Origin of the sequence: Streptomyces sp. HUAS MG91 (assembly GCF_040529335.1) — a bacterium.
GTDB classification, from domain to species: domain Bacteria; phylum Actinomycetota; class Actinomycetes; order Streptomycetales; family Streptomycetaceae; genus Streptomyces; species Streptomyces tabacisoli.
Map to the genome: position 1 here is coordinate 1,492,615 of NZ_CP159534.1, position 16,157 is coordinate 1,508,771.

The following is a 16,157-nucleotide window of genomic DNA, read 5'->3' on the forward strand; positions in this document are numbered from 1 at the left end:
AATGCCACGCCAAAACCTGTGACGCGCGCAAGGGCGATCGTACCGAGTCACCCGGACCGCTCGCGAAACGGTTAACGGGCACCCCGAGGAGGCGGGCCCTAGGTCGTGTCCGCAAAGTCCCTCCGCCCGCCCGGAGGGCGGACGGAGGGATCTGAGAGACAGGCCCTAGTCCTCCTCGGCGCAGGCCTCCTCGAAGAAGTCGAGGTTCTCCTGGAGCGACTTCATCAGCCGGTCCCGCTCGGCCTCCTCCACCTGGACGGGCACGACGCCGCTCGCGCCGGTGAGCCGGCGGAAGCCGCCGCGGCTCTCCAGGCGGCCGTGCACCCGGATCGGCAGGCCCACCAGGTGCGCGTGGCCCGCTATCCGGTAGGCCTCCTCGTCCAGCGTCATCCGTACGTGCGGCACCTCGGCGCCCGCGATGACGCGCAGCCGCACCGTGCCCTCGCCGCGCGGCCCGCGCCGGGCCAGCCGCACGACGGTGCCGGTGACGCGGACGGAGACGGCGGGTTCGGCGTGCAGGTAGCGGGCTCCCGCCGCCCGCAGCACGTCCAGGTCGCCGGGGGAGAACTCGACCGGGTCGTCGCCGTCCGTGCACTCCCCCGGCACCCCGGCGGCTGGCGCCCACGCGACGCCGACCCGGGCGCCCTCGGTGCCCCGCACCAGGGCGACCAGCGCCTCGGTCAGCTCATGGCTCACCCCGGCCCCGACGGCGGCGTCGAAGGCGTCCATGCCGCCCGTCGCCCGCCGGTAGTCGACGGCTTCGCGCACCGCGTACAGCGCCTGGTGGAGGCGGACGGCGAGCGAGCGCCCCGCGGCGACCGGGAGGAACGCGGTGAGACGGTGGCCGCCGGGCGCCGCCTGGACGAGCACCTGTTCCAGGGCCGCGGCGGCGGGCCTGCGGTGCCGGGCGCCGTAGTACCCGGCGCGGCCGCGCGCGGCGAGCGCCCCGGCGAGCAGCATCCGCCGGGCGGCCGAGCGCAGTTGCTCCTCGACGACCCAGGCGGAGGCGCCCGCGGGACCAGCGGGTGGTACATCGCGCCACCAGCGGATCTCGTCGCTGGGCACCGCGAGCGCGACCAGCACCTCGCGGGCGTCCGGCGTCCCGCTGCGCTCCAGGGCGACCAGCACCTCGCCGAGCAGCTCCTCGGCGTCGGGGAAGGCCAGGCTGTCGGGCACGAGCAGGCTCGTCCGGGTGCCGGGGCCCGGCAGCGTCCAGCGGGTGTAGCGGCCGGCGGCGCCGCCGCGCCGCTCCCAGCCGTGCCGGTCGAGCAGGGCGCCGAGCACGGCGGGGTCGACCTGCCCCGGCTCGGGCCCGGCCGGCTCCGGAGGGTGGGCGCGGGCCGTGCCGATCGGACGCAACGGACGCACGGGGGCGTCGATCGGGCGGTGCTGCATCTCGAACTCCCTTCGTGCCGGGCGAAGTCGCCCGGTCAGGGCCGCCCGCCCGTCCCGACCCGGGTCATGATCTCGCACAGGGCGCGGTCGTCGAAGATCCGCGCGGTCGGGATGCGGACGGTGGTCCTGCGCCTGCCGGTGACCGGGTGTCCGGCGAGGTTGGTCCAGTAACAGCAGTGCCGCAGGTCGAGCCGGTCGTGGCTGGCGCGCAGCCAGTCGTCCTGGGAGCGCGGCACGAGCATCACGACGAGGATCTTGTGCACCGAGACCGGGGTCCGGGCGAGCTTCTCCAGATGGGGGTTGTCGAGCGTGAAGGAGAAGGACGGGCCCGGTGGGTTCGGCGCGATCTGATACGTCGCTTTGAGCTGCACCTTGATGGTGACTTCGTCGTCGACCGTGTGCCCGGGGGCGCTGTGGCTGACGTGCCAGTCGATGCCGTTGTCGGGAAAGGGCTGCGAGAGCGAGCACCCCGCGGCCGCGGCGACGGCGTGCAGATAGCCCACCTGAAGTGTCTCCATGCAGGCGGTGGTGGCGAGTGTGCCGCGCGACGGTGCGAACCGCTCGGGCAGCAGCCCGCCCTGTTCGGGCCGCGCGAGCGCCATGGTCCAACTGGCCTTTCGGAAGGGTGAATCCCCGCTGAGATCAAGAGTTTGATCAAGCCCGAGTCAATGGCACCCCGCTGAACTGCCATGACTCGTATCTGTGTTGTCACCGCTCGGCGTACGACGCAAACAGCCCGGGTATCACCGAATCGGGCAGGGGACCATACGTCGACATGACGTCATCTGCCGTACGTGAAGAAGGAGTTGATGGCACATGACGTGCTGGTACGAAGGCCCCCTCGCGGCCTTCGACACGGAGACCACGGGTGTGGACGTGGAGAGCGACCGCATCGTGTCGGCGGCGCTCGTGGTGCAGGACGTCGCGGGCTCGCGTCCGCGGGTGTCCCGGTGGCTGGTCAATCCGGGGGTGCCGGTGCCGCCCGGAGCGACGGAGATACACGGCCTGACGGACGAGCATCTGCAGCGCAACGGCCGCTGGCCGGCGCCGGTGATGGAGGAGATGGGCCGCGCCCTCGCCGAGCAGGCGGCGGCCGGACGTCCGCTCGTGGTGATGAACGCCCCCTTCGATCTGACGCTGCTGGACCGGGAGTTGAAGCGCCATCGCGCCTCGTCCCTGGTCCGGTACCTGGAGAACCGTCCGCTCTGCGTGCTCGATCCGCGGGTCCTGGACAAGCACCTGGACCGCTACCGCAAGGGCCGCCGCACCCTGACGGATCTGTGCGCGCACTACGAGGTCGAGCTGGCGGAGGCGCACGACGCGGCGGCCGACGCCCAGGCGGCGCTGGATGTGGTGCGCGCGGTGGGCCGCCGGTTCGCGGCCCGTCTCGAACGCCTCTCCCCCGCCGAACTCCACACCCTCCAGGCGGTCTGGCACGCGGCCCAGGCGCGCGGCCTCCAGGCCTGGTTCGCCCGCTCGGGCACCCCGGAGACGGTGGATCCCGCCTGGCCGCTGCGTCCGGAACTGCCGGCCGCGGCCTGATCCCGGCTCGTCCCCGTCGGCCGGATCCCTGGCACAGCCATGCCCGCGGACAGCAAAAAACCGGCCCGCCGAATCGGCGGACCGGTCATTCTCGGGTGGGCGATACTGGGTTCGAACCAGTGACCTCTTCGGTGTGAACGAAGCGCTCTCCCACTGAGCTAATCGCCCGGGAACGAGTTGAACAATACAGGTCGCGACGCCCTGTGTTCAAACCGGTCGCAGAAGGGCGGTCAGACCGCGCCGCCCGCCGCGCATCATCCATGCGTGATTGGCGAGGAAGACGGGCCGCCCGGGTACGGCGAGGCGCCGCATCAGGGGTCTGCGCACCTCCACCTCCTGTTCGTAGACGGCCCGCGTGCCGCCGAAGGGGCGGGCCCGCAGCGTCCACCGCGCCCACCCGTCGAGGTCCCCGCTCATCGCGATCTCCAGGACCCCGCCGGCCGGGTCGCGGCGCCGCTCGCGGGCCACGACTCTCAGCTCGTACGGCAGGAAGGACCGGAACACGGCGACGCCGCTGGTGTCGTCCAGCGGCGTCACCGACCGCACCTGCGGCCACCACGCCGAATACTCGTCGGCCTTCTCCAGGACGGCGAACACGGCGGCGGGCGGCCCGGGGAGGAGCCAGACACTGCGGAAGCGGTAACGGTTCCAGTCCATGAGCCGAGTCTGCCGGGATCAGGACATTTTGTCCCCGAGCAGGACGAGGTTGTCGATGACGGCGAGCCCGTAGAGGGCGGTGCCGTCGGCGAAGACCCACTGTCAGATGCTCAGGGCGACCAGGGCGTAGACCACGTAGCCCGGATTGCCGATCCGGCCGCCGACGTCGAGCCCGGAAATCCTCTGCTTACGGTCCACCACGGCATCGTCCGAGAACAGGGCCCGCCATACGAAGCCGACCGGCACGCTCGCCCCGATCAGCGAGGGCAGGCAGAAGGCGGCCCGGTAGAGGCCCTGCCCGCGCCGCTGGTGGGCGGACCAGCCGCGCTTGAGGCCGTCCGGCCGCCACCGCGTCGGATCGTCCTCGGTGAAGCCGAACTCGGGCGAGATCCCTGCCTTCTTGACGACGTCGAGGTCGATGACGAGCGACATGGTGGCGGCGCCGACCGGAATCCCGATCTGCTTGCCGTCGTCCACCTGACCGGCTGTCAGCACGCCGTTCCGGAAGTTCTTCGGGCTCGGATTCCCGGCGTCCGCCCGGGACTTGAGGTCCATCAGCACACCGCGTTTGTCGTACTTGCGGCGGAACACGACCGAATTCTGGAATACATACGGCGGATTGCCGCCGAAGGCCTGCGTCCGGAACTTCTCCCAGAAAGCCTCGTAATCGGTGAATTCGGGCTTGATCTCGACCTTCGGATACTTCATCTCGAAGAGTTCGACGGCCTTCCGGATGGCGACCACCCACGGCTCGCCGCCCCATCAGGCGTACCGGAGCTCCACCGACCCGCCGCCGCTCCCTCCGCGGCCGGCACACGGAAACACCGAGGGCCCCGGAGACTGATGTCTCCGGGGCCCTCGGTTCCGGGTGGGCGATACTGGGTTCGAACCAGTGACCTCTTCGGTGTGAACGAAGCGCTCTCCCACTGAGCTAATCGCCCGGGCGCAGGAAGAACATTACCCCAAGTCAGGGGCTCCCTGGACCACCCGGCGCCGCCCCGGACCGGCATCGGGCCGGCGCCGGGTCACTGCTTGATGTTCCACGGCATCTCCAGCCCGAACTTCCACACGTAGATCCCCACCAGCACGGCGATGATCACCAGGCCGACGGTGGTCAGGATGATGTTCCGCCGCCGCACCTTCGGATCGAGCGCCTTCTGCGTGGCCTCCGTGACCTTGCGCTTCGTCCAGCGCAGCACCAGCTGCGCCCAGACGAACTCGGTCGCCCAGATCGCCATGCCTCCGAAGATCACCAGCCAGCCGGGTCCCGGCAGCGGCAGCATGATGATGCCCGCGACCACCACCGCGAGCCCCACCACGAAGACACCGACCTGCCAGCTCAGGTGCAGCGCCCGGCGCGCCTGGACGAACTCCGGCGCCCGCGAGCCCAGCGGCTTCGCCCCCGACCCGGATCCGGTCTCGTCGGTCGCGGCGGCCGGACCGCCCGCTTCGTCACTCCCCGTATTCATACAGCCAAACCTACCGGATTGATTCACGTCACTGGAATGGCCGTTCCCCCACAAGAAAGACTCCGCCGTACGAGCTACCTAAAGACGTTCAAAACCCTCAGAGGGGTTTACAACGGCACCGTAGGTGGCATGTCGATTTCGCCGACGTGCGAATCCCCGAGCGCACACTGAGCGAAAGGCCCTGGCGCTTATGAACACCACGGTCAGCTGCGAGCTGCACCTGCGCCTCGTTGTGTCGAGCGAGTCCTCACTGCCTGTACCCGCAGGACTGCGGTATGACACGGCCGATCCGTATGCCGTGCACGCCACCTTCCACACCGGAGCCGAGGAGACCGTCGAGTGGGTTTTCGCCCGCGATCTCCTCGCCGAAGGCCTTCACCGGCCGACCGGCACCGGAGACGTCCGAGTCTGGCCGTCCCGCAGCCACGGTCAGGGCGTTGTCTGCATCGCCCTGAGCTCTCCCGAGGGTGAGGCCCTGCTCGAAGCCCCGGCGCGGGCCCTCGAGTCCTTCCTGAAGCGGACCGACGCCGCCGTGCCACCCGGCACGGAGCATCGCCACTTCGATCTCGACCAGGAGCTGTCGCACATCCTCGCGGAGAGCTAGTCGCGAGACAGCCCCCGCGCCGGCATCCAGCCGGCGTCAGGCAGTGCGAGGGCGCCCCGTGCCGTCCACTCGGGGAGACGGCACGGGTTCAAGCACAGCAGGACAGCACGAGAGCACCACAGCAGGACAACCGCATAGGGCAGACGGCCGAGCCGCCGCCGCGGGAGCTCCCGCGGCGGCGGCTCGGCTGCGCTCCGGGCCCCGTGGACAGGTACAGGCGCTAGGCTCGGCCAGCATCGGCGGGCGCAGGCCCGACCCCCAGGCCAGGGAGCGAATCGTGCTGATCACCCACGACACCCGGTGTGCCCTCGACACCGTGGTGGATCTGGTGAACACCGCACCGGACGACGCCGCCGGCACGGCCGACCGTCTCACCGATGTCACCGCGCTCGAAGCCTTCGTACGAAAGAACGAGATCAGCGACGTGGGGACGATCGCGGAGCGTGACCTCCTCGCGGTGCGCACGGTGCGCGACCGGTTCGCCGGCGTCTTCGCCGCGCCTGACCCGCGCGCCGCGGCGGAGCTGATCAACGACCTGATCGCCGCCGCCGGCACCACTCCGCGCCTGACCGACCACGACGGCTACGACTGGCACGTGCACTACTTCGCGCCCGGTGCGTCCGTCGCGGACCACCTGGCGGCCGACTGCGGAATGGCCCTGGCCTTCTTCGTGGTCGCCGGGGAACAGGAGCGGTTGCGGCGCTGTGACGCTCCGGACTGCCGGCACGCGTTCGTCGATCTCTCCCGCAACCGCTCGCGCCGCTACTGCGACAGCCGCACCTGCGGGAACCGGCTGCACGTGGCCGCGTACCGGGCGCGCCGCAAGGAGGCCGCGGGCTGAGCCCGGGCAGGGGGCCGCTCACAGCAGCAGCAGGTCGTGCAGCGCGGCCAGCAGGAGCAGACAGCCGATCACCGAGAGGAAGATCATCAGTGGTGGCTGGGAGAGCGCGAAGAGGCAGCCGCGCCGTGTGTCGGGGTTCGGTGTCACGGGGACGGGTGGCGGGGCCTCCCGGTCCTTCTCTGCGTTCAGCTGTTCGGCCAGCTGCGGTGTGTCCAGCATCTCGTCGTGATGATGACGCAGGCCGAGGGCGCCGTGGGGTCAACTTGCCCGGTATCACCGGCAGTTCGCCGGATCTTGTGACCACACACACGATCATCTGAACGAATATGCGACGCCTGTCGTACGTGCGTTCAGGCACCGCGGTTCAGATGCCGTGGTTCAGATGCCGTGCTTCTTCAGGATCGCCTCGATGTCGCTGAAGTCGTCGGCCGCGCCGGACCGCGCCGTCGGCTTCGGCTGCGCGACGGGGGCGGTGCGGGTGGCAGGGCCGAGCGAGGGGGCCGACGCGTCCGGGGCGACCGCCCCGCGCCGCTCCGCCCTGGCGGCCGCCCTGCGCTCCTTGCGGGTACCGCCCGAGCGGCGCTCGACGGCCCTGGTCCCCATGAACATCAGCCAGGCAGCGCCGAGCACGCCGAACCCGGCCCACGCGGTCGGGCTGAACGCCGTGTCCACCACCCACTGCACCGCGCCGGTCATCACCAGGCCCAGCGGTACGAGGGAGTAGGCGGCCAGCCGGGCGGCCGCGAGGAAGCGCTTGCGGTACGCGGTGACCGCGGCGATGCCCAGGCCCGCCACGGACACGGCGGAGCAGACGGTCTCGGCTATCATCCGGTCCTCCTGAGCTCGGGCAATCGGTCGCATCGGGGCGGTTCGCCCCTTCCATCCTGCACCGTCCCCGGGGCCCGGGGCCACGGCCGGGACGGACCTCAGGGAGATCTCCGGGTCGCTTCTCCTCCGCAGGTTCAGGTTGGGCCCCCGCGCCCGGCCTGGGAGACTGAGCCCATGAACGCCTCGAACCCGGCCCCCATCCTCGACGTGTGGTGCGAGCTCCAGTGCCCGGACTGCCGCACGGCCCTGGACGACGTACGCGCCCTGCGCGAGCGCTACGGCGACCGCCTCCAGATCCGGCTGCGGCACTTCCCGCTCGACAAGCACCCTTACTCCTTCGCCGGGGCGCAGGCCGCCGAGGAGGCGTTCGTACAGGGCAAGGGGTGGCCGTACGTGGAGGCCGTGCTCGCCCGGGTCGAGGAGTTCGCCGCGAAGGGCGAGCCGTTCCTCGTCGAGGTCGCGGGTGAACTCGGCATGGACGCCGAGGAGTTCGACACCGCGCTGATCGACGGCCGGCACATCCTGATCGTCGACGCCGACCAGGCCGAGGGCAAGGTCATCGGCGTGAAGGGCACCCCGACCTACGAGATCGACGGCAAGCTGCTGGACGGCAGTCAGAACCAGGCGGGCCTGCGGGCGCAGATCGAGGCGATCGCGGACGGGCTGCTCGGGGAGTAGTCAGAGCAGCTGCTTGTAGAGGTGGTGGCGGGTCGGCGTGTAGCCGAGCGACTCGTACAGCCGCAGGGCCGGGATGTTGTCCGCGAAGACGTTGAGGCCGATCCGGGTGGCGCCCGCGGCGATCGCGTCGGCCTCGGCGTACCGCATCAGGGCCCGGCCGTGGCCACGGCCCCGGTGGTCGGCGGCCACCTCGACGTCGTAGATGTACGCGCCGTCGGAGCGCTGGGCCACCCACAGCGTGCCGACCGTCTCTCCGTGGTGCTCCAGGACGCTGATCAGGACGTCCGGGGTCCCGATGCCGTCGGGGAGCAGCGCCGCGTGGTCGCGCTCGGACTTCTCCCGGGCGTCGCGCTCGGTGGCGCCGCGCTCGACGACGGTGCGCTCGTAGCGCGCCTTCTCACTGGTCAGCCACGGCCCGTACTCCGCCTCCGTCATCCGGCGGCCCGTGCTGCCCGGCGGGAGGGCGGGGGGCTGCCGCGGCAGGGGCTTGGCCATGTTCCGATTGCGCTCCACATAGCCGAGCGCGCCGGCGAGCCGCAGCAGAGCCGCCTGGTCCGCGGGGACGGTCGCCTCGACGCGGCGGCAGTTCCAGCCGCGGGCCACTTCCTCGGCGGCCAGCGCGGCGACGGTGGCACGGCCGCGCCCCCTGTCCGGTTCGTCGATGCGCAGATCGAGGATCTGGGCGACGGACGGGCCGAAGGCGGGGTGCGTGGCGAGGTGGAGGGTGCCCACGGGCCGGCTGTTCACGCACACCGCGAAGCGGCGTGAACGATTCCCCTCGGCGGTGCGCTGAAGCGGCTCGGTCGGCCGCAGGGTCGTGGTCATCACCGGTGTTGTACCCATCCGCGCCGACGGAGCGACAGCCGTTTTACCGGGCGCTCACGGATCGATGCCGTCCGCGGCACGCTCGTCCCACACCCGCATCGCCTTGGCGGTGACAGGGCCCGGCGCGCCCGGCAGCTCCCGGTCGTCGACCCGGTGCACGGCCTGGATGTCGCGCAGCGTCGAGGTCAGGAACACCTCGTCGGCCTCGGCGAGCACCGACACCGGCAGCTCGGTCTCCCGGGCGCCCGTCCACTCGACGGCGAGGGCGCGTGTGATGCCCGCCAGGCAGCCGGAGGCGACCGGCGGGGTGTGGATCTCGCCGTCGAGGACGACGAACACATTGGAGCCCGTGCCCTCGCACAGCTGCCCCACGGTGTTCGCGAACAGCGCCTCGGAAGCGCCGAGTTCACGGGCGCGGGCGAGCGCCACGACGTTCTCCGCGTACGAGGTGGTCTTCAGGCCCGCGAGAGCGCTCCGCTCGTTCCTGGTCCACGGCACGGTGATCACGGCGGTGGTGTCGGGGCGCCGGGCGGCCTCGCCGAGCGCCACGACGAGCGTCGTGCCCGCCTCTCCGCGGTCCGAGCCGAGTGGCGAGAGGCCGCCGGTGTACGTGATCCGCAGCCGGCCCAGCGGCAGCGGGTTGGCCGCGAGCACGGCGTCGCAGGCCCGGCGCACCTCGTCGAGGTCCGGCTCGGGCAGCCCGAGGCCGCGCGCGGAGCGGGTGAGCCGGTCGAGGTGCCGGGTGAGCGCGAACGGTGTGCCGTCGACCGACTTCACCGTCTCGAAGATGCCGTCGCCCACGGTGAGCCCGTGGTCGAAGACGGAGACGCGCGCCTCCTCGGTGTCCTGCAGTCGGCCGTCGAGCCAGATCTTCACTGGGGTCCCTCCACTGTGCCCGGATCTGTCCGGCCACTATGCGTCCGCGTACGTGCCCGACGCTACCGCGAGCAGTCGCGCCGCCTTCAGCTCGGTCTCCCGCCACTCCCCCTCGGGGTCGGAGCCCCAGGTGATGCCGGCGCCGGTGCCGAAGCGCAGCATGCCCGCGGCGCGGTCGATCCAGAACGTGCGGATCCCGACGGCCAGTTCCCCGGTCCCCCGGTCGGCGTCGACCCAGCCGATCCCGCCGCAGTAGGGGCCGCGCGGTGCCGTCTCCAGCGCGTCGATGATCCGCAGCGCGCTGGACTTGGGGGCGCCGGTGACGGAGCCGGGCGGGAAGGTGCCCGCGAGCAGTTCGGGCCAGCCGGCGCCCTCGCGCAGCTCGCCGCGGACCGTGGAGACGAGGTGGACGAGGCCCGGGTGCTTCTCCACCGCGCACAGGTCGGGCACGGAGACCGTGCCCGTGGCGCAGACGATCCCCAGGTCGTTGCGGACCAGGTCCACGATCATCACGTTCTCGGCGTAGTCCTTCTCCAGGAGATCGGCCTCGGTGCGGCCGGTGCCCTTGATGGGGCCGGACTCCACGACCGGGCCCCGGCGGCGCAGGAACAGCTCGGGCGAGGCGGTCGCGATCTCCACGCCCTGGCCGGGGAGCCGGATCGTGCCCGCGTACGGCGCAGGGTTCCCGCGCGCGAGGAGAGCGGTGAGGGCGTCGACGTCGGCGTCCGGCGCCACCGGCGCGGACAGCACGCGGCAGAGATTGGCCTGGTACACCTCGCCGGCCGCGATGTGGTCGCGTATGCGGCGCACCCCCGCCGTGTACGCGGCGTGGTCGAGGGAGGACACCCAGTCCGCCGCGGCGGGTCCGCGCCAGGCGCCCGGCCGCGGCGCGGGCACCGGTTCCCTGCGCACCTCGCCGAAGCGGGCGCAGACCAGGCGCCCCTCGAAGTCCGCGGAGACCGCCCAGAAACCGGCCGAGTCCAGGGCCGCGGGATCGTCGGTGACGTCGAGGAGGTCGGTCGCGAGGAGGTCGCCGAAGCGGGCGAGGGGAGACAGCGAGGGGGAACCGTGCACGGTTTCGAGTCTATGGCGGGTGTCCGGCCGGTGACCTGGGGTGGAGGTCCGGTGGTCGGTCGGGTGGTCATACCGGTGATCACCACGGGGCCGCACCGCAGCACGCTGCGCAAACGCGTTTTGGACCTCCCCAGGGAATCCGCTAGAGTTCAACACGTCGCCGGGACGCGGAAGCGAAACGGAAAGACACGCGAACGTAGCTCAGTTGGTAGAGCGCAACCTTGCCAAGGTTGAGGTCGCCGGTTCGAACCCGGTCGTTCGCTCAGGATGTGGGGGATCTTCCCGAACCCCTACGCTCCTGGTGGAGTGGCCGAGAGGCGAGGCAACGGCCTGCAAAGCCGTCTACACGGGTTCAAATCCCGTCTCCACCTCCATGCGCGATTAGCTCAGCGGGAGAGCGCTTCCCTGACACGGAAGAGGTCACTGGTTCAATCCCAGTATCGCGCACTGGATCTTCGGACTCCGGTTCGTATCTGATCCGTCCCGCGCGATTAGCTCAGCGGGAGAGCGCTTCCCTGACACGGAAGAGGTCACTGGTTCAATCCCAGTATCGCGCACGCAGCACCTGGCAGTACCCGGCAGTACCCCTCGCGGAGCCTGATAGAGTCTGGCCCGTCCCGCGCGATTAGCTCAGCGGGAGAGCGCTTCCCTGACACGGAAGAGGTCACTGGTTCAATCCCAGTATCGCGCACCAGCAAGAAGCCCCCGGTCCTCGTGGCCGGGGGCTTCTTCGTGCGGTCAGGGCTCAGTGTGCTCAGGAGGAGAAGAGCATCCGGCCGAAGCTCCGCTGGTGGTGGCCGTGGTGCCCGTGGTGGCCGCCGTGGTGCGGAGCGCCCCAGGCCGGTGCCGGGGCGGCGGGATAGGCCTGTGGGGCGGGCGGGGCCAGCGGGGCCTGCTGCTGCCACTGGGACTCCAGGCGGGTCAGCGACTCCAGCTCGCCGTAGTCCAGGAATATCCCGCGGCAACCGCTGCACTGCTCGATCTGGACGCCATTGCGGTTGTAGGTGTGCATCGGTGCGTGGCACTTGGGACACTGCATGGTCGGCTCAACTCCTCGCCGGTCGGTGCTGCTTCGCCGGAACACTTCCCGGCTTCCGTCCCCCGCACCCTACTTGGCCGGATCGGGACCCAACTGGGGCGGCACCGATGCCATTCGGGCACACGCGTCGACGACCGCCTCCTCCACCTCGTCGAGCACCCGTTCCGCCCTGGTGGCCTTCGCCACGGCGAGCGCGGCGGTCTGCACGGTGAGCGCGCGGGCCGGTGCGTCCAGGGCGGGCCAGGGGTCGTCGACGCTCAGTTCCTTCGCGCCGCCCGCGCGTTGGTAGGCGGACAGGAAGCGCGCCCAGTCCTCGGCGGGCAGCAGGCCGCAGGCGAACCAGGCGGCGGGGCGGGCCAAGTCCCACGCGGGGTCGCCGAGTCCGAGGTCGTCGATGTCGATGAGGAGCCAGCCGGCCGGGGCGGTCGGACGGCGGACGAGCTGGCCGAGGTGGAGGTCGCCGTGGCAGAGCGCGCGAGCGTGGTCGTACGGGGCCTCGGCGCGCGCCCAGGGCGGCAGGGTGCGCCAGGCGGCGAGGATCGGTGCGGCGGCCGGGTGGCCGGGGGCCGCGGCGCGCAGCCGGGCCAGGGCGGCGGCCGCCTTGTGCGGGCCCCGCATCGCGGGCAGGCCGGCCGGCAGCCGGTGCTCGGGGACGGTGTGGAGGCGGGCGAGCAGGGTGCCCACGGCCTCCCACGGGGCGCGTTCGGGATGGTCCGGGTCGACCGGGGTGCCGTACGGCCAGAACGTGACCGGGCGGTCGTGCAGGAGCGACGCGGTGAGGTGCAGCGGCGGCAGGAGTACGCCGGCCAGGGCGGGGTGCGCGGCCACGGCGAGCCGGCGGTCGAGGTCGGCGGGGTCCGTGCCGGGCCCGTGGGCCTTCGCGACGGTGTCGCCGTGCCGGACGACGGCGCCGTCGGGGCGGTCCGCGAGCGTGGCCGCGCCGCAGACGCATGCGATGCCGATGGGGTGGGCAGCCGTCCGGGCCCTGGCGCGCAGCTCGGGAAGGATGGGCGTGGAGGTGGTCACGGGATCCCTCGGGTGTGGTGCGTGGTCGCGCCGAGCCTACGGCGCCCCGGCGCCGCCCGTGGCTGCTGTGAACGGGATCCGGAAAACCGGACGGGCCGTCCGGAAAAGCAATACTGCGCGCAGCTCCCCAGCTGCGCGCAGTATTTGTGCCGTCCGCCGCACCCCCGTCCCCACGGGGTTTCATGGCCGGATGTCCCCGCCCGGACCGCTCTTCCGGGTCTGGAGGCGCCGCTCAGCGCCCCAGCATCACGCCCACGGACGACGCCTGTGTGACCATCGCGTCCCAGCCGCCGAAGACGACGACGAGCAGGGCAGCGAGGGGGAGGACCATGGCCGTGGCCACCAGCGGGTGGCGCCGGCCGGTGGTGGGGCCGCCGAACAGGCCGGCCCGGCCCATTCGCGTACGGAACGCAGTCGTCCGCGATGCCGTGTCCGCCATGGCCCTGTCCTCTCCCGGTCGAGATCCAGTTGTCCTGTGTGGTTGGCAGCGGCGGGCACCTGACCTCGGGGGACGAGTGCTGGACCCGCCGCTTGACCTCAAATCTACGGTCGACGCGGATCCCCGGCGTCATGCCCTCGTACCGATTGCCGGGCCTCCCGGAGGATGACCGGATCCGCCTCGTGTACTCCCCTGGGTGGAGACGGCGGCCCGCGGAGCTACGCGGTCTCGGGGTCTTCCCCCAGGGAACGGCCCGTCCGCGCCTCCCGCTCGGCGGCCTCCTCGCGCGGCACCGGCTGCTCGACCAGGGCGAGCACCCGGGTCGCCATGAAGCGCGCGGTGCGCACCACGGAACCGGACCGGGTGACTTCGCTCACTTCCACGACTCCTCTGCGCACCGCTGTCTCCACTCTCCGCCCGGCGCGGCTCGCCACCACCTCGTACGTGCGTGTCGTGTCACCGGCGTCCACGACTATCTCGACGCGATCACCCTTCATGGACCCAATCCCCCTTCTGCGACGGGTGGTTGGGATTTCGTGCGGTATGGATCCGCCCCGCTCCCGCGCTCCCTGACCACTTTTCAATTCTCCCACCCGGCACTGACAATCGAATCTGCCGTGAGGGCGCGGCCTCTGCGCGCAGCCGGGCGCGGAAACGTAAGCTGTGGCTCGTCAGACGGACCGGGCAGCAGCGGGGATGAACATGGCGATGATGCGCCTGAGGCGCGAGGACCCGCGCGTCGTCGGCTCGTTCAGGCTTCACAGACGGCTCGGGGCCGGTGGGATGGGCGTGGTCTATCTCGGTTCCGACCGCCGGGGCCAGCGGGTCGCGCTCAAGGTGATCAGGCCGGATCTGGCGGAGGATCAGGAGTTCCGGTCGCGGTTCGCGCGCGAGGTGTCCGCCGCACGGAGGATCCGGGGCGGGTGCACGGCGCGCCTGGTGGCCGCCGATCTGGAGGCCGACCGTCCGTGGTTCGCCACGCAGTACGTGCCCGGCCCCTCGCTGCACGACAAGGTGGCGGAGGAGGGTCCGTTGGCCGCGGCCGACGTCGCCGCCGTGGGTGCCGCGCTGTCGGAGGGGCTCGTCGCCGTGCACGAGGCGGGCGTCGTCCACCGGGACCTCAAGCCGTCCAACATCCTGCTGTCCCCGAAGGGGCCGCGGATCATCGACTTCGGTATCGCGTGGGCGACCGGCGCCTCGACGCTGACGCACGTGGGGACCGCGGTCGGCTCCCCCGGCTTCCTGGCGCCCGAACAGGTGCGCGGGGCGGCCGTCACCCCGGCCACCGACGTGTTCGCCCTCGGCGCCACGCTCGCCTACTCGGCGATGGGCGACTCGCCGTTCGGGCACGGCAGTTCCGAGGTCATGCTCTACCGCGTGGTGCACGAGGAGGCGCAGCTGCACGGGGTGCCGGACGCGCTGGCGCCGCTGCTGCGCGCGTGCCTGGCCAAGGATCCCGAGGAGCGGCCCAGCACGCTGCAACTGTCGCTGCGGCTCAAGGAGATCGCGGCCCGCGAGGCCCAGGGGCTCGGGGAGGCGCGGCCGCCGGCGCAGCGGATGGCGGAGCAGGACCGGCCGACCGGGCGGCTCGCCAACCCGTACGACACGCAGGAGCAGCACGAGCAGCAGCGCACGCAGCGGCGTACCCAGTCGGGCACGGCCTCGTCCCGGCCCAGCAACGGCCGGACCGGCGGCGGCTCGCGCAACAGCACGTCCCGCTCGGGCAGCAGGCCGGCGCCGCGCAGTGGCGCGGGACGCCCGGCGCCGCGGACGAACGGGACGGGGACGGGCAAGCGGCTGCGGCCCGCGAATCCGCGGCTGCTCGGCCAGCGGCTCTTCGTGTTCGTGGTCGTGACGCTGCTGGTGGCGCTGGCCATCGCGGCCATGCAGGGCTGCCAGGGGCCGTCGCGCGGGCTCGGCGACCTCGACGTACCGCACACGAGTGCGACGCAGGCTCAGCCGCGGACGCCGGCCGCCGACGGCCGGGAGGGCTGAGCGCCCGGGTCAGCGGGTCACAGTTCGGGGCGGCCGGTCGCCACCGCGTAGAAGGCGACCGCGGCCGCCGCTCCGACGTTCAGCGAGTCCACGCCGTGGGCCATCGGGATGCGGACCCATTCGTCGGCGGCCATGAGCGCCTTGGTCGTCAGGCCGTCGCCTTCGGCGCCGAGCATCAGGGCCACCCGGTCCATCCGGTGCGGGGCCACCTCGTCCAGGGACTTCGCCCGCTCGGCCGGGGTGAGCGCCAGCAGGCTGAAGCCCGCCTCGCGGACCGACATCAGCGACTTCGGCCAGGTCTCCAGGCGGGCGTACGGCACCGAGAAGACCGCGCCCATGGAGACCTTCACCGAGCGGCGGTAGAGCGGGTCCGCGCAGTCCGGGGAGAGCAGGACGGCGTCCATGCCCAGCGCCGCCGCCGAGCGGAAGATCGCGCCGATGTTGGTGTGGTCGTTCACCGACTCCATGATCACGACGCGGCGCGCCGTGGTGAGCAGGTCCTCGGCCGTGGGCAGCGGCTTGCGCTGCATGGAGGCGAGGGCGCCGCGATGCACGTGGTAGCCGGTGACCTGTTCGGCGAGGTCGGGAGCGACCGCGTAGACCGGGGCCGGGACCTCGTCGATGACGTCGCGCATGACGTCGACCCACTTGGCGGAGAGCAGCATCGAGCGCATCTCGTAGCCGGCCTGCTTGGCGCGGCGGATGACCTTCTCGCCCTCGGCGATGAACAGGCCCTCGGCCGGTTCGCGCTTGCGGCGCAGTTCCACGTCGGTCAGGCCCGTGTAGTCGCGCAGGCGCGGGTCGTCGGGGTCCTCGATGGTGATGAGACCTTTGGGTTCAGCCACGGATCGATACTGCCTTGTTCTGGT

General features: G+C 71.8%; 19 protein-coding genes, 7 tRNA genes and 2 pseudogenes. 10 read left to right on the top strand and 18 right to left on the bottom strand.

Annotated elements, in window-relative coordinates; all coding sequences use genetic code 11:
- Window positions 1-165 precede the first annotated feature (165 nt).
- Window positions 166-1,395, bottom strand: a complete 1,230-nt coding sequence (locus tag ABII15_RS06880; RefSeq protein ID WP_353941379.1) for a hypothetical protein — start codon at window positions 1,393-1,395, stop codon at window positions 166-168.
- A 35-nt stretch (window positions 1,396-1,430) separates the two neighbouring features.
- Window positions 1,431-1,997 (bottom strand): DUF4365 domain-containing protein, encoded by a 567-nt coding sequence (locus ABII15_RS06885; RefSeq protein ID WP_353941380.1) that lies wholly within the window; start codon window positions 1,995-1,997, stop codon window positions 1,431-1,433.
- Window positions 1,998-2,211: 214 nt separating this feature from the next.
- On the opposite strand from ABII15_RS06885, the gene ABII15_RS06890 reads away from it, so the two are divergent.
- Window positions 2,212-2,937 (top strand): 3'-5' exonuclease, encoded by a 726-nt coding sequence (locus tag ABII15_RS06890; RefSeq protein ID WP_353941381.1) that lies wholly within the window; start codon window positions 2,212-2,214, stop codon window positions 2,935-2,937.
- A 96-nt stretch (window positions 2,938-3,033) separates the two neighbouring features.
- On the opposite strand, the gene ABII15_RS06895 is transcribed toward ABII15_RS06890, so the two are convergent.
- From ABII15_RS06895 to ABII15_RS06920, 6 genes and pseudogenes are all read right to left on the bottom strand, one after another.
- Window positions 3,034-3,105: transfer RNA gene (locus ABII15_RS06895), tRNA-Val, on the bottom strand.
- A 39-nt stretch (window positions 3,106-3,144) separates the two neighbouring features.
- The gene (locus ABII15_RS06900) at window positions 3,145-3,594 is read right to left on the bottom strand and encodes an SRPBCC family protein (protein ID WP_353941382.1); all 450 of its coding nucleotides are present in this window, start codon (window positions 3,592-3,594) and stop codon (window positions 3,145-3,147) included.
- 105 nt (window positions 3,595-3,699) lie between these two features.
- Window positions 3,700-3,900 (bottom strand): annotated as a pseudogene (locus tag ABII15_RS06905) (ABC transporter permease); the annotation flags it as partial.
- A gap of 51 nt (window positions 3,901-3,951) precedes the next feature.
- Window positions 3,952-4,338 (bottom strand): annotated as a pseudogene (locus ABII15_RS06910) (extracellular solute-binding protein); the annotation flags it as partial.
- A 125-nt stretch (window positions 4,339-4,463) separates the two neighbouring features.
- Window positions 4,464-4,535, bottom strand: a tRNA-Val gene (locus ABII15_RS06915).
- Window positions 4,536-4,619: 84 nt separating this feature from the next.
- Entirely contained in the window at window positions 4,620-5,063 is a 444-nt protein-coding gene (locus tag ABII15_RS06920; protein WP_353941383.1) for a TIGR02611 family protein, read from the bottom strand.
- 190 nt (window positions 5,064-5,253) lie between these two features.
- Between ABII15_RS06920 and ABII15_RS06925 the strand changes: the two genes are divergently transcribed.
- Complete coding sequence (locus ABII15_RS06925) at window positions 5,254-5,667, top strand: SsgA family sporulation/cell division regulator (RefSeq protein WP_004002642.1); 414 nt, start codon at window positions 5,254-5,256, stop codon at window positions 5,665-5,667.
- Window positions 5,668-5,944: 277 nt separating this feature from the next.
- A complete protein-coding gene (locus ABII15_RS06930; protein ID WP_353941384.1) occupies window positions 5,945-6,508 on the top strand; it encodes a CGNR zinc finger domain-containing protein in 564 nt (187 codons plus the stop codon).
- An 18-nt stretch (window positions 6,509-6,526) separates the two neighbouring features.
- Here the strand turns inward: ABII15_RS06930 and ABII15_RS06935 are convergent, their stop codons facing one another.
- The gene (locus ABII15_RS06935) at window positions 6,527-6,727 is read right to left on the bottom strand and encodes a hypothetical protein (RefSeq protein ID WP_353941385.1); all 201 of its coding nucleotides are present in this window, start codon (window positions 6,725-6,727) and stop codon (window positions 6,527-6,529) included.
- Between the two features lie 159 nt (window positions 6,728-6,886).
- A complete protein-coding gene (locus ABII15_RS06940; protein WP_353941386.1) occupies window positions 6,887-7,336 on the bottom strand; it encodes a hypothetical protein in 450 nt (149 codons plus the stop codon).
- 174 nt (window positions 7,337-7,510) lie between these two features.
- Between ABII15_RS06940 and ABII15_RS06945 the strand changes: the two genes are divergently transcribed.
- Window positions 7,511-8,014 (top strand): DsbA family protein, encoded by a 504-nt coding sequence (locus tag ABII15_RS06945; RefSeq protein WP_353941387.1) that lies wholly within the window; start codon window positions 7,511-7,513, stop codon window positions 8,012-8,014.
- Here the strand turns inward: ABII15_RS06945 and ABII15_RS06950 are convergent, their stop codons facing one another.
- From ABII15_RS06950 to ABII15_RS06960, 3 genes are read right to left on the bottom strand one after another with little or no spacing between them, the layout of a single operon-like run.
- Window positions 8,015-8,839 (bottom strand): GNAT family N-acetyltransferase, encoded by an 825-nt coding sequence (locus ABII15_RS06950; RefSeq protein WP_353941388.1) that lies wholly within the window; start codon window positions 8,837-8,839, stop codon window positions 8,015-8,017.
- A 54-nt stretch (window positions 8,840-8,893) separates the two neighbouring features.
- On the bottom strand, window positions 8,894-9,715 hold the full coding sequence (locus ABII15_RS06955) for an aminodeoxychorismate lyase (RefSeq protein ID WP_353941389.1): 822 nt from the start codon (window positions 9,713-9,715) through the stop codon (window positions 8,894-8,896).
- 36 nt (window positions 9,716-9,751) lie between these two features.
- Window positions 9,752-10,789, bottom strand: a complete 1,038-nt coding sequence (locus tag ABII15_RS06960; protein ID WP_353941390.1) for a chorismate-binding protein — start codon at window positions 10,787-10,789, stop codon at window positions 9,752-9,754.
- A gap of 190 nt (window positions 10,790-10,979) precedes the next feature.
- On the opposite strand from ABII15_RS06960, the gene ABII15_RS06965 reads away from it, so the two are divergent.
- The 5 genes from ABII15_RS06965 to ABII15_RS06985 all read left to right on the top strand — a co-directional run bounded on the left by ABII15_RS06965 (window position 10,980) and on the right by ABII15_RS06985 (window position 11,483).
- Window positions 10,980-11,052, top strand: a tRNA-Gly gene (locus ABII15_RS06965).
- Window positions 11,053-11,089: 37 nt separating this feature from the next.
- Window positions 11,090-11,163 (top strand) — tRNA-Cys (locus ABII15_RS06970).
- Between the two features lies 1 nt (window position 11,164).
- Window positions 11,165-11,236, top strand: a tRNA-Val gene (locus tag ABII15_RS06975).
- Window positions 11,237-11,274: 38 nt separating this feature from the next.
- Window positions 11,275-11,346 (top strand) — tRNA-Val (locus ABII15_RS06980).
- A 62-nt stretch (window positions 11,347-11,408) separates the two neighbouring features.
- Window positions 11,409-11,483: transfer RNA gene (locus ABII15_RS06985), tRNA-Val, on the top strand.
- A 60-nt stretch (window positions 11,484-11,543) separates the two neighbouring features.
- On the opposite strand, the gene ABII15_RS06990 is transcribed toward ABII15_RS06985, so the two are convergent.
- From ABII15_RS06990 to ABII15_RS07005, 4 genes are all read right to left on the bottom strand, one after another.
- The gene (locus tag ABII15_RS06990; protein WP_353941391.1) at window positions 11,544-11,828 is read right to left on the bottom strand and encodes a zf-TFIIB domain-containing protein; all 285 of its coding nucleotides are present in this window, start codon (window positions 11,826-11,828) and stop codon (window positions 11,544-11,546) included.
- Between the two features lie 69 nt (window positions 11,829-11,897).
- Window positions 11,898-12,854, bottom strand: a complete 957-nt coding sequence (locus ABII15_RS06995) for an aminoglycoside phosphotransferase family protein (RefSeq protein ID WP_353941392.1) — start codon at window positions 12,852-12,854, stop codon at window positions 11,898-11,900.
- Window positions 12,855-13,086: 232 nt separating this feature from the next.
- On the bottom strand, window positions 13,087-13,293 hold the full coding sequence (locus ABII15_RS07000; RefSeq protein ID WP_353941393.1) for a hypothetical protein: 207 nt from the start codon (window positions 13,291-13,293) through the stop codon (window positions 13,087-13,089).
- 218 nt (window positions 13,294-13,511) lie between these two features.
- Window positions 13,512-13,790: a hypothetical protein gene (locus tag ABII15_RS07005; RefSeq protein WP_353941394.1), complete on the bottom strand. Its 279-nt coding sequence runs from the start codon at window positions 13,788-13,790 to the stop codon at window positions 13,512-13,514.
- Window positions 13,791-13,989: 199 nt separating this feature from the next.
- On the opposite strand from ABII15_RS07005, the gene ABII15_RS07010 reads away from it, so the two are divergent.
- Window positions 13,990-15,288, top strand: a complete 1,299-nt coding sequence (locus ABII15_RS07010; protein WP_353946980.1) for a serine/threonine-protein kinase — start codon at window positions 13,990-13,992, stop codon at window positions 15,286-15,288.
- A gap of 17 nt (window positions 15,289-15,305) precedes the next feature.
- Here ABII15_RS07010 and ABII15_RS07015 read toward each other — a convergent pair whose 3' ends face one another.
- Window positions 15,306-16,133: an RNA methyltransferase gene (locus ABII15_RS07015; protein ID WP_353941395.1), complete on the bottom strand. Its 828-nt coding sequence runs from the start codon at window positions 16,131-16,133 to the stop codon at window positions 15,306-15,308.
- Window positions 16,134-16,157: the final 24 nt, after the last annotated feature.

Coding starts and splice junctions, on each gene's coding strand:
- ABII15_RS06950 (WP_353941388.1), bottom strand. CDS start 8,839: ATGACCACGACCCTGCGGCCGACCGAGCCGCTTCAGCGCACCGCCGAG.
- ABII15_RS06945 (WP_353941387.1), top strand. CDS start 7,511: ATGAACGCCTCGAACCCGGCCCCCATCCTCGACGTGTGGTGCGAGCTC.
- ABII15_RS07010 (WP_353946980.1), top strand. CDS start 13,990: ATGAACATGGCGATGATGCGCCTGAGGCGCGAGGACCCGCGCGTCGTC.
- ABII15_RS07000 (WP_353941393.1), bottom strand. CDS start 13,293: ATGGCGGACACGGCATCGCGGACGACTGCGTTCCGTACGCGAATGGGC.
- ABII15_RS06940 (WP_353941386.1), bottom strand. CDS start 7,336: ATGATAGCCGAGACCGTCTGCTCCGCCGTGTCCGTGGCGGGCCTGGGC.
- ABII15_RS06935 (WP_353941385.1), bottom strand. CDS start 6,727: ATGCTGGACACACCGCAGCTGGCCGAACAGCTGAACGCAGAGAAGGAC.
- ABII15_RS07005 (WP_353941394.1), bottom strand. CDS start 13,790: ATGAAGGGTGATCGCGTCGAGATAGTCGTGGACGCCGGTGACACGACA.
- ABII15_RS06900 (WP_353941382.1), bottom strand. CDS start 3,594: ATGGACTGGAACCGTTACCGCTTCCGCAGTGTCTGGCTCCTCCCCGGG.
- ABII15_RS06990 (WP_353941391.1), bottom strand. CDS start 11,828: ATGCAGTGTCCCAAGTGCCACGCACCGATGCACACCTACAACCGCAAT.
- ABII15_RS06885 (WP_353941380.1), bottom strand. CDS start 1,997: ATGGCGCTCGCGCGGCCCGAACAGGGCGGGCTGCTGCCCGAGCGGTTC.
- ABII15_RS06890 (WP_353941381.1), top strand. CDS start 2,212: ATGACGTGCTGGTACGAAGGCCCCCTCGCGGCCTTCGACACGGAGACC.
- ABII15_RS06925 (WP_004002642.1), top strand. CDS start 5,254: ATGAACACCACGGTCAGCTGCGAGCTGCACCTGCGCCTCGTTGTGTCG.
- ABII15_RS06880 (WP_353941379.1), bottom strand. CDS start 1,395: ATGCAGCACCGCCCGATCGACGCCCCCGTGCGTCCGTTGCGTCCGATC.
- ABII15_RS06920 (WP_353941383.1), bottom strand. CDS start 5,063: ATGAATACGGGGAGTGACGAAGCGGGCGGTCCGGCCGCCGCGACCGAC.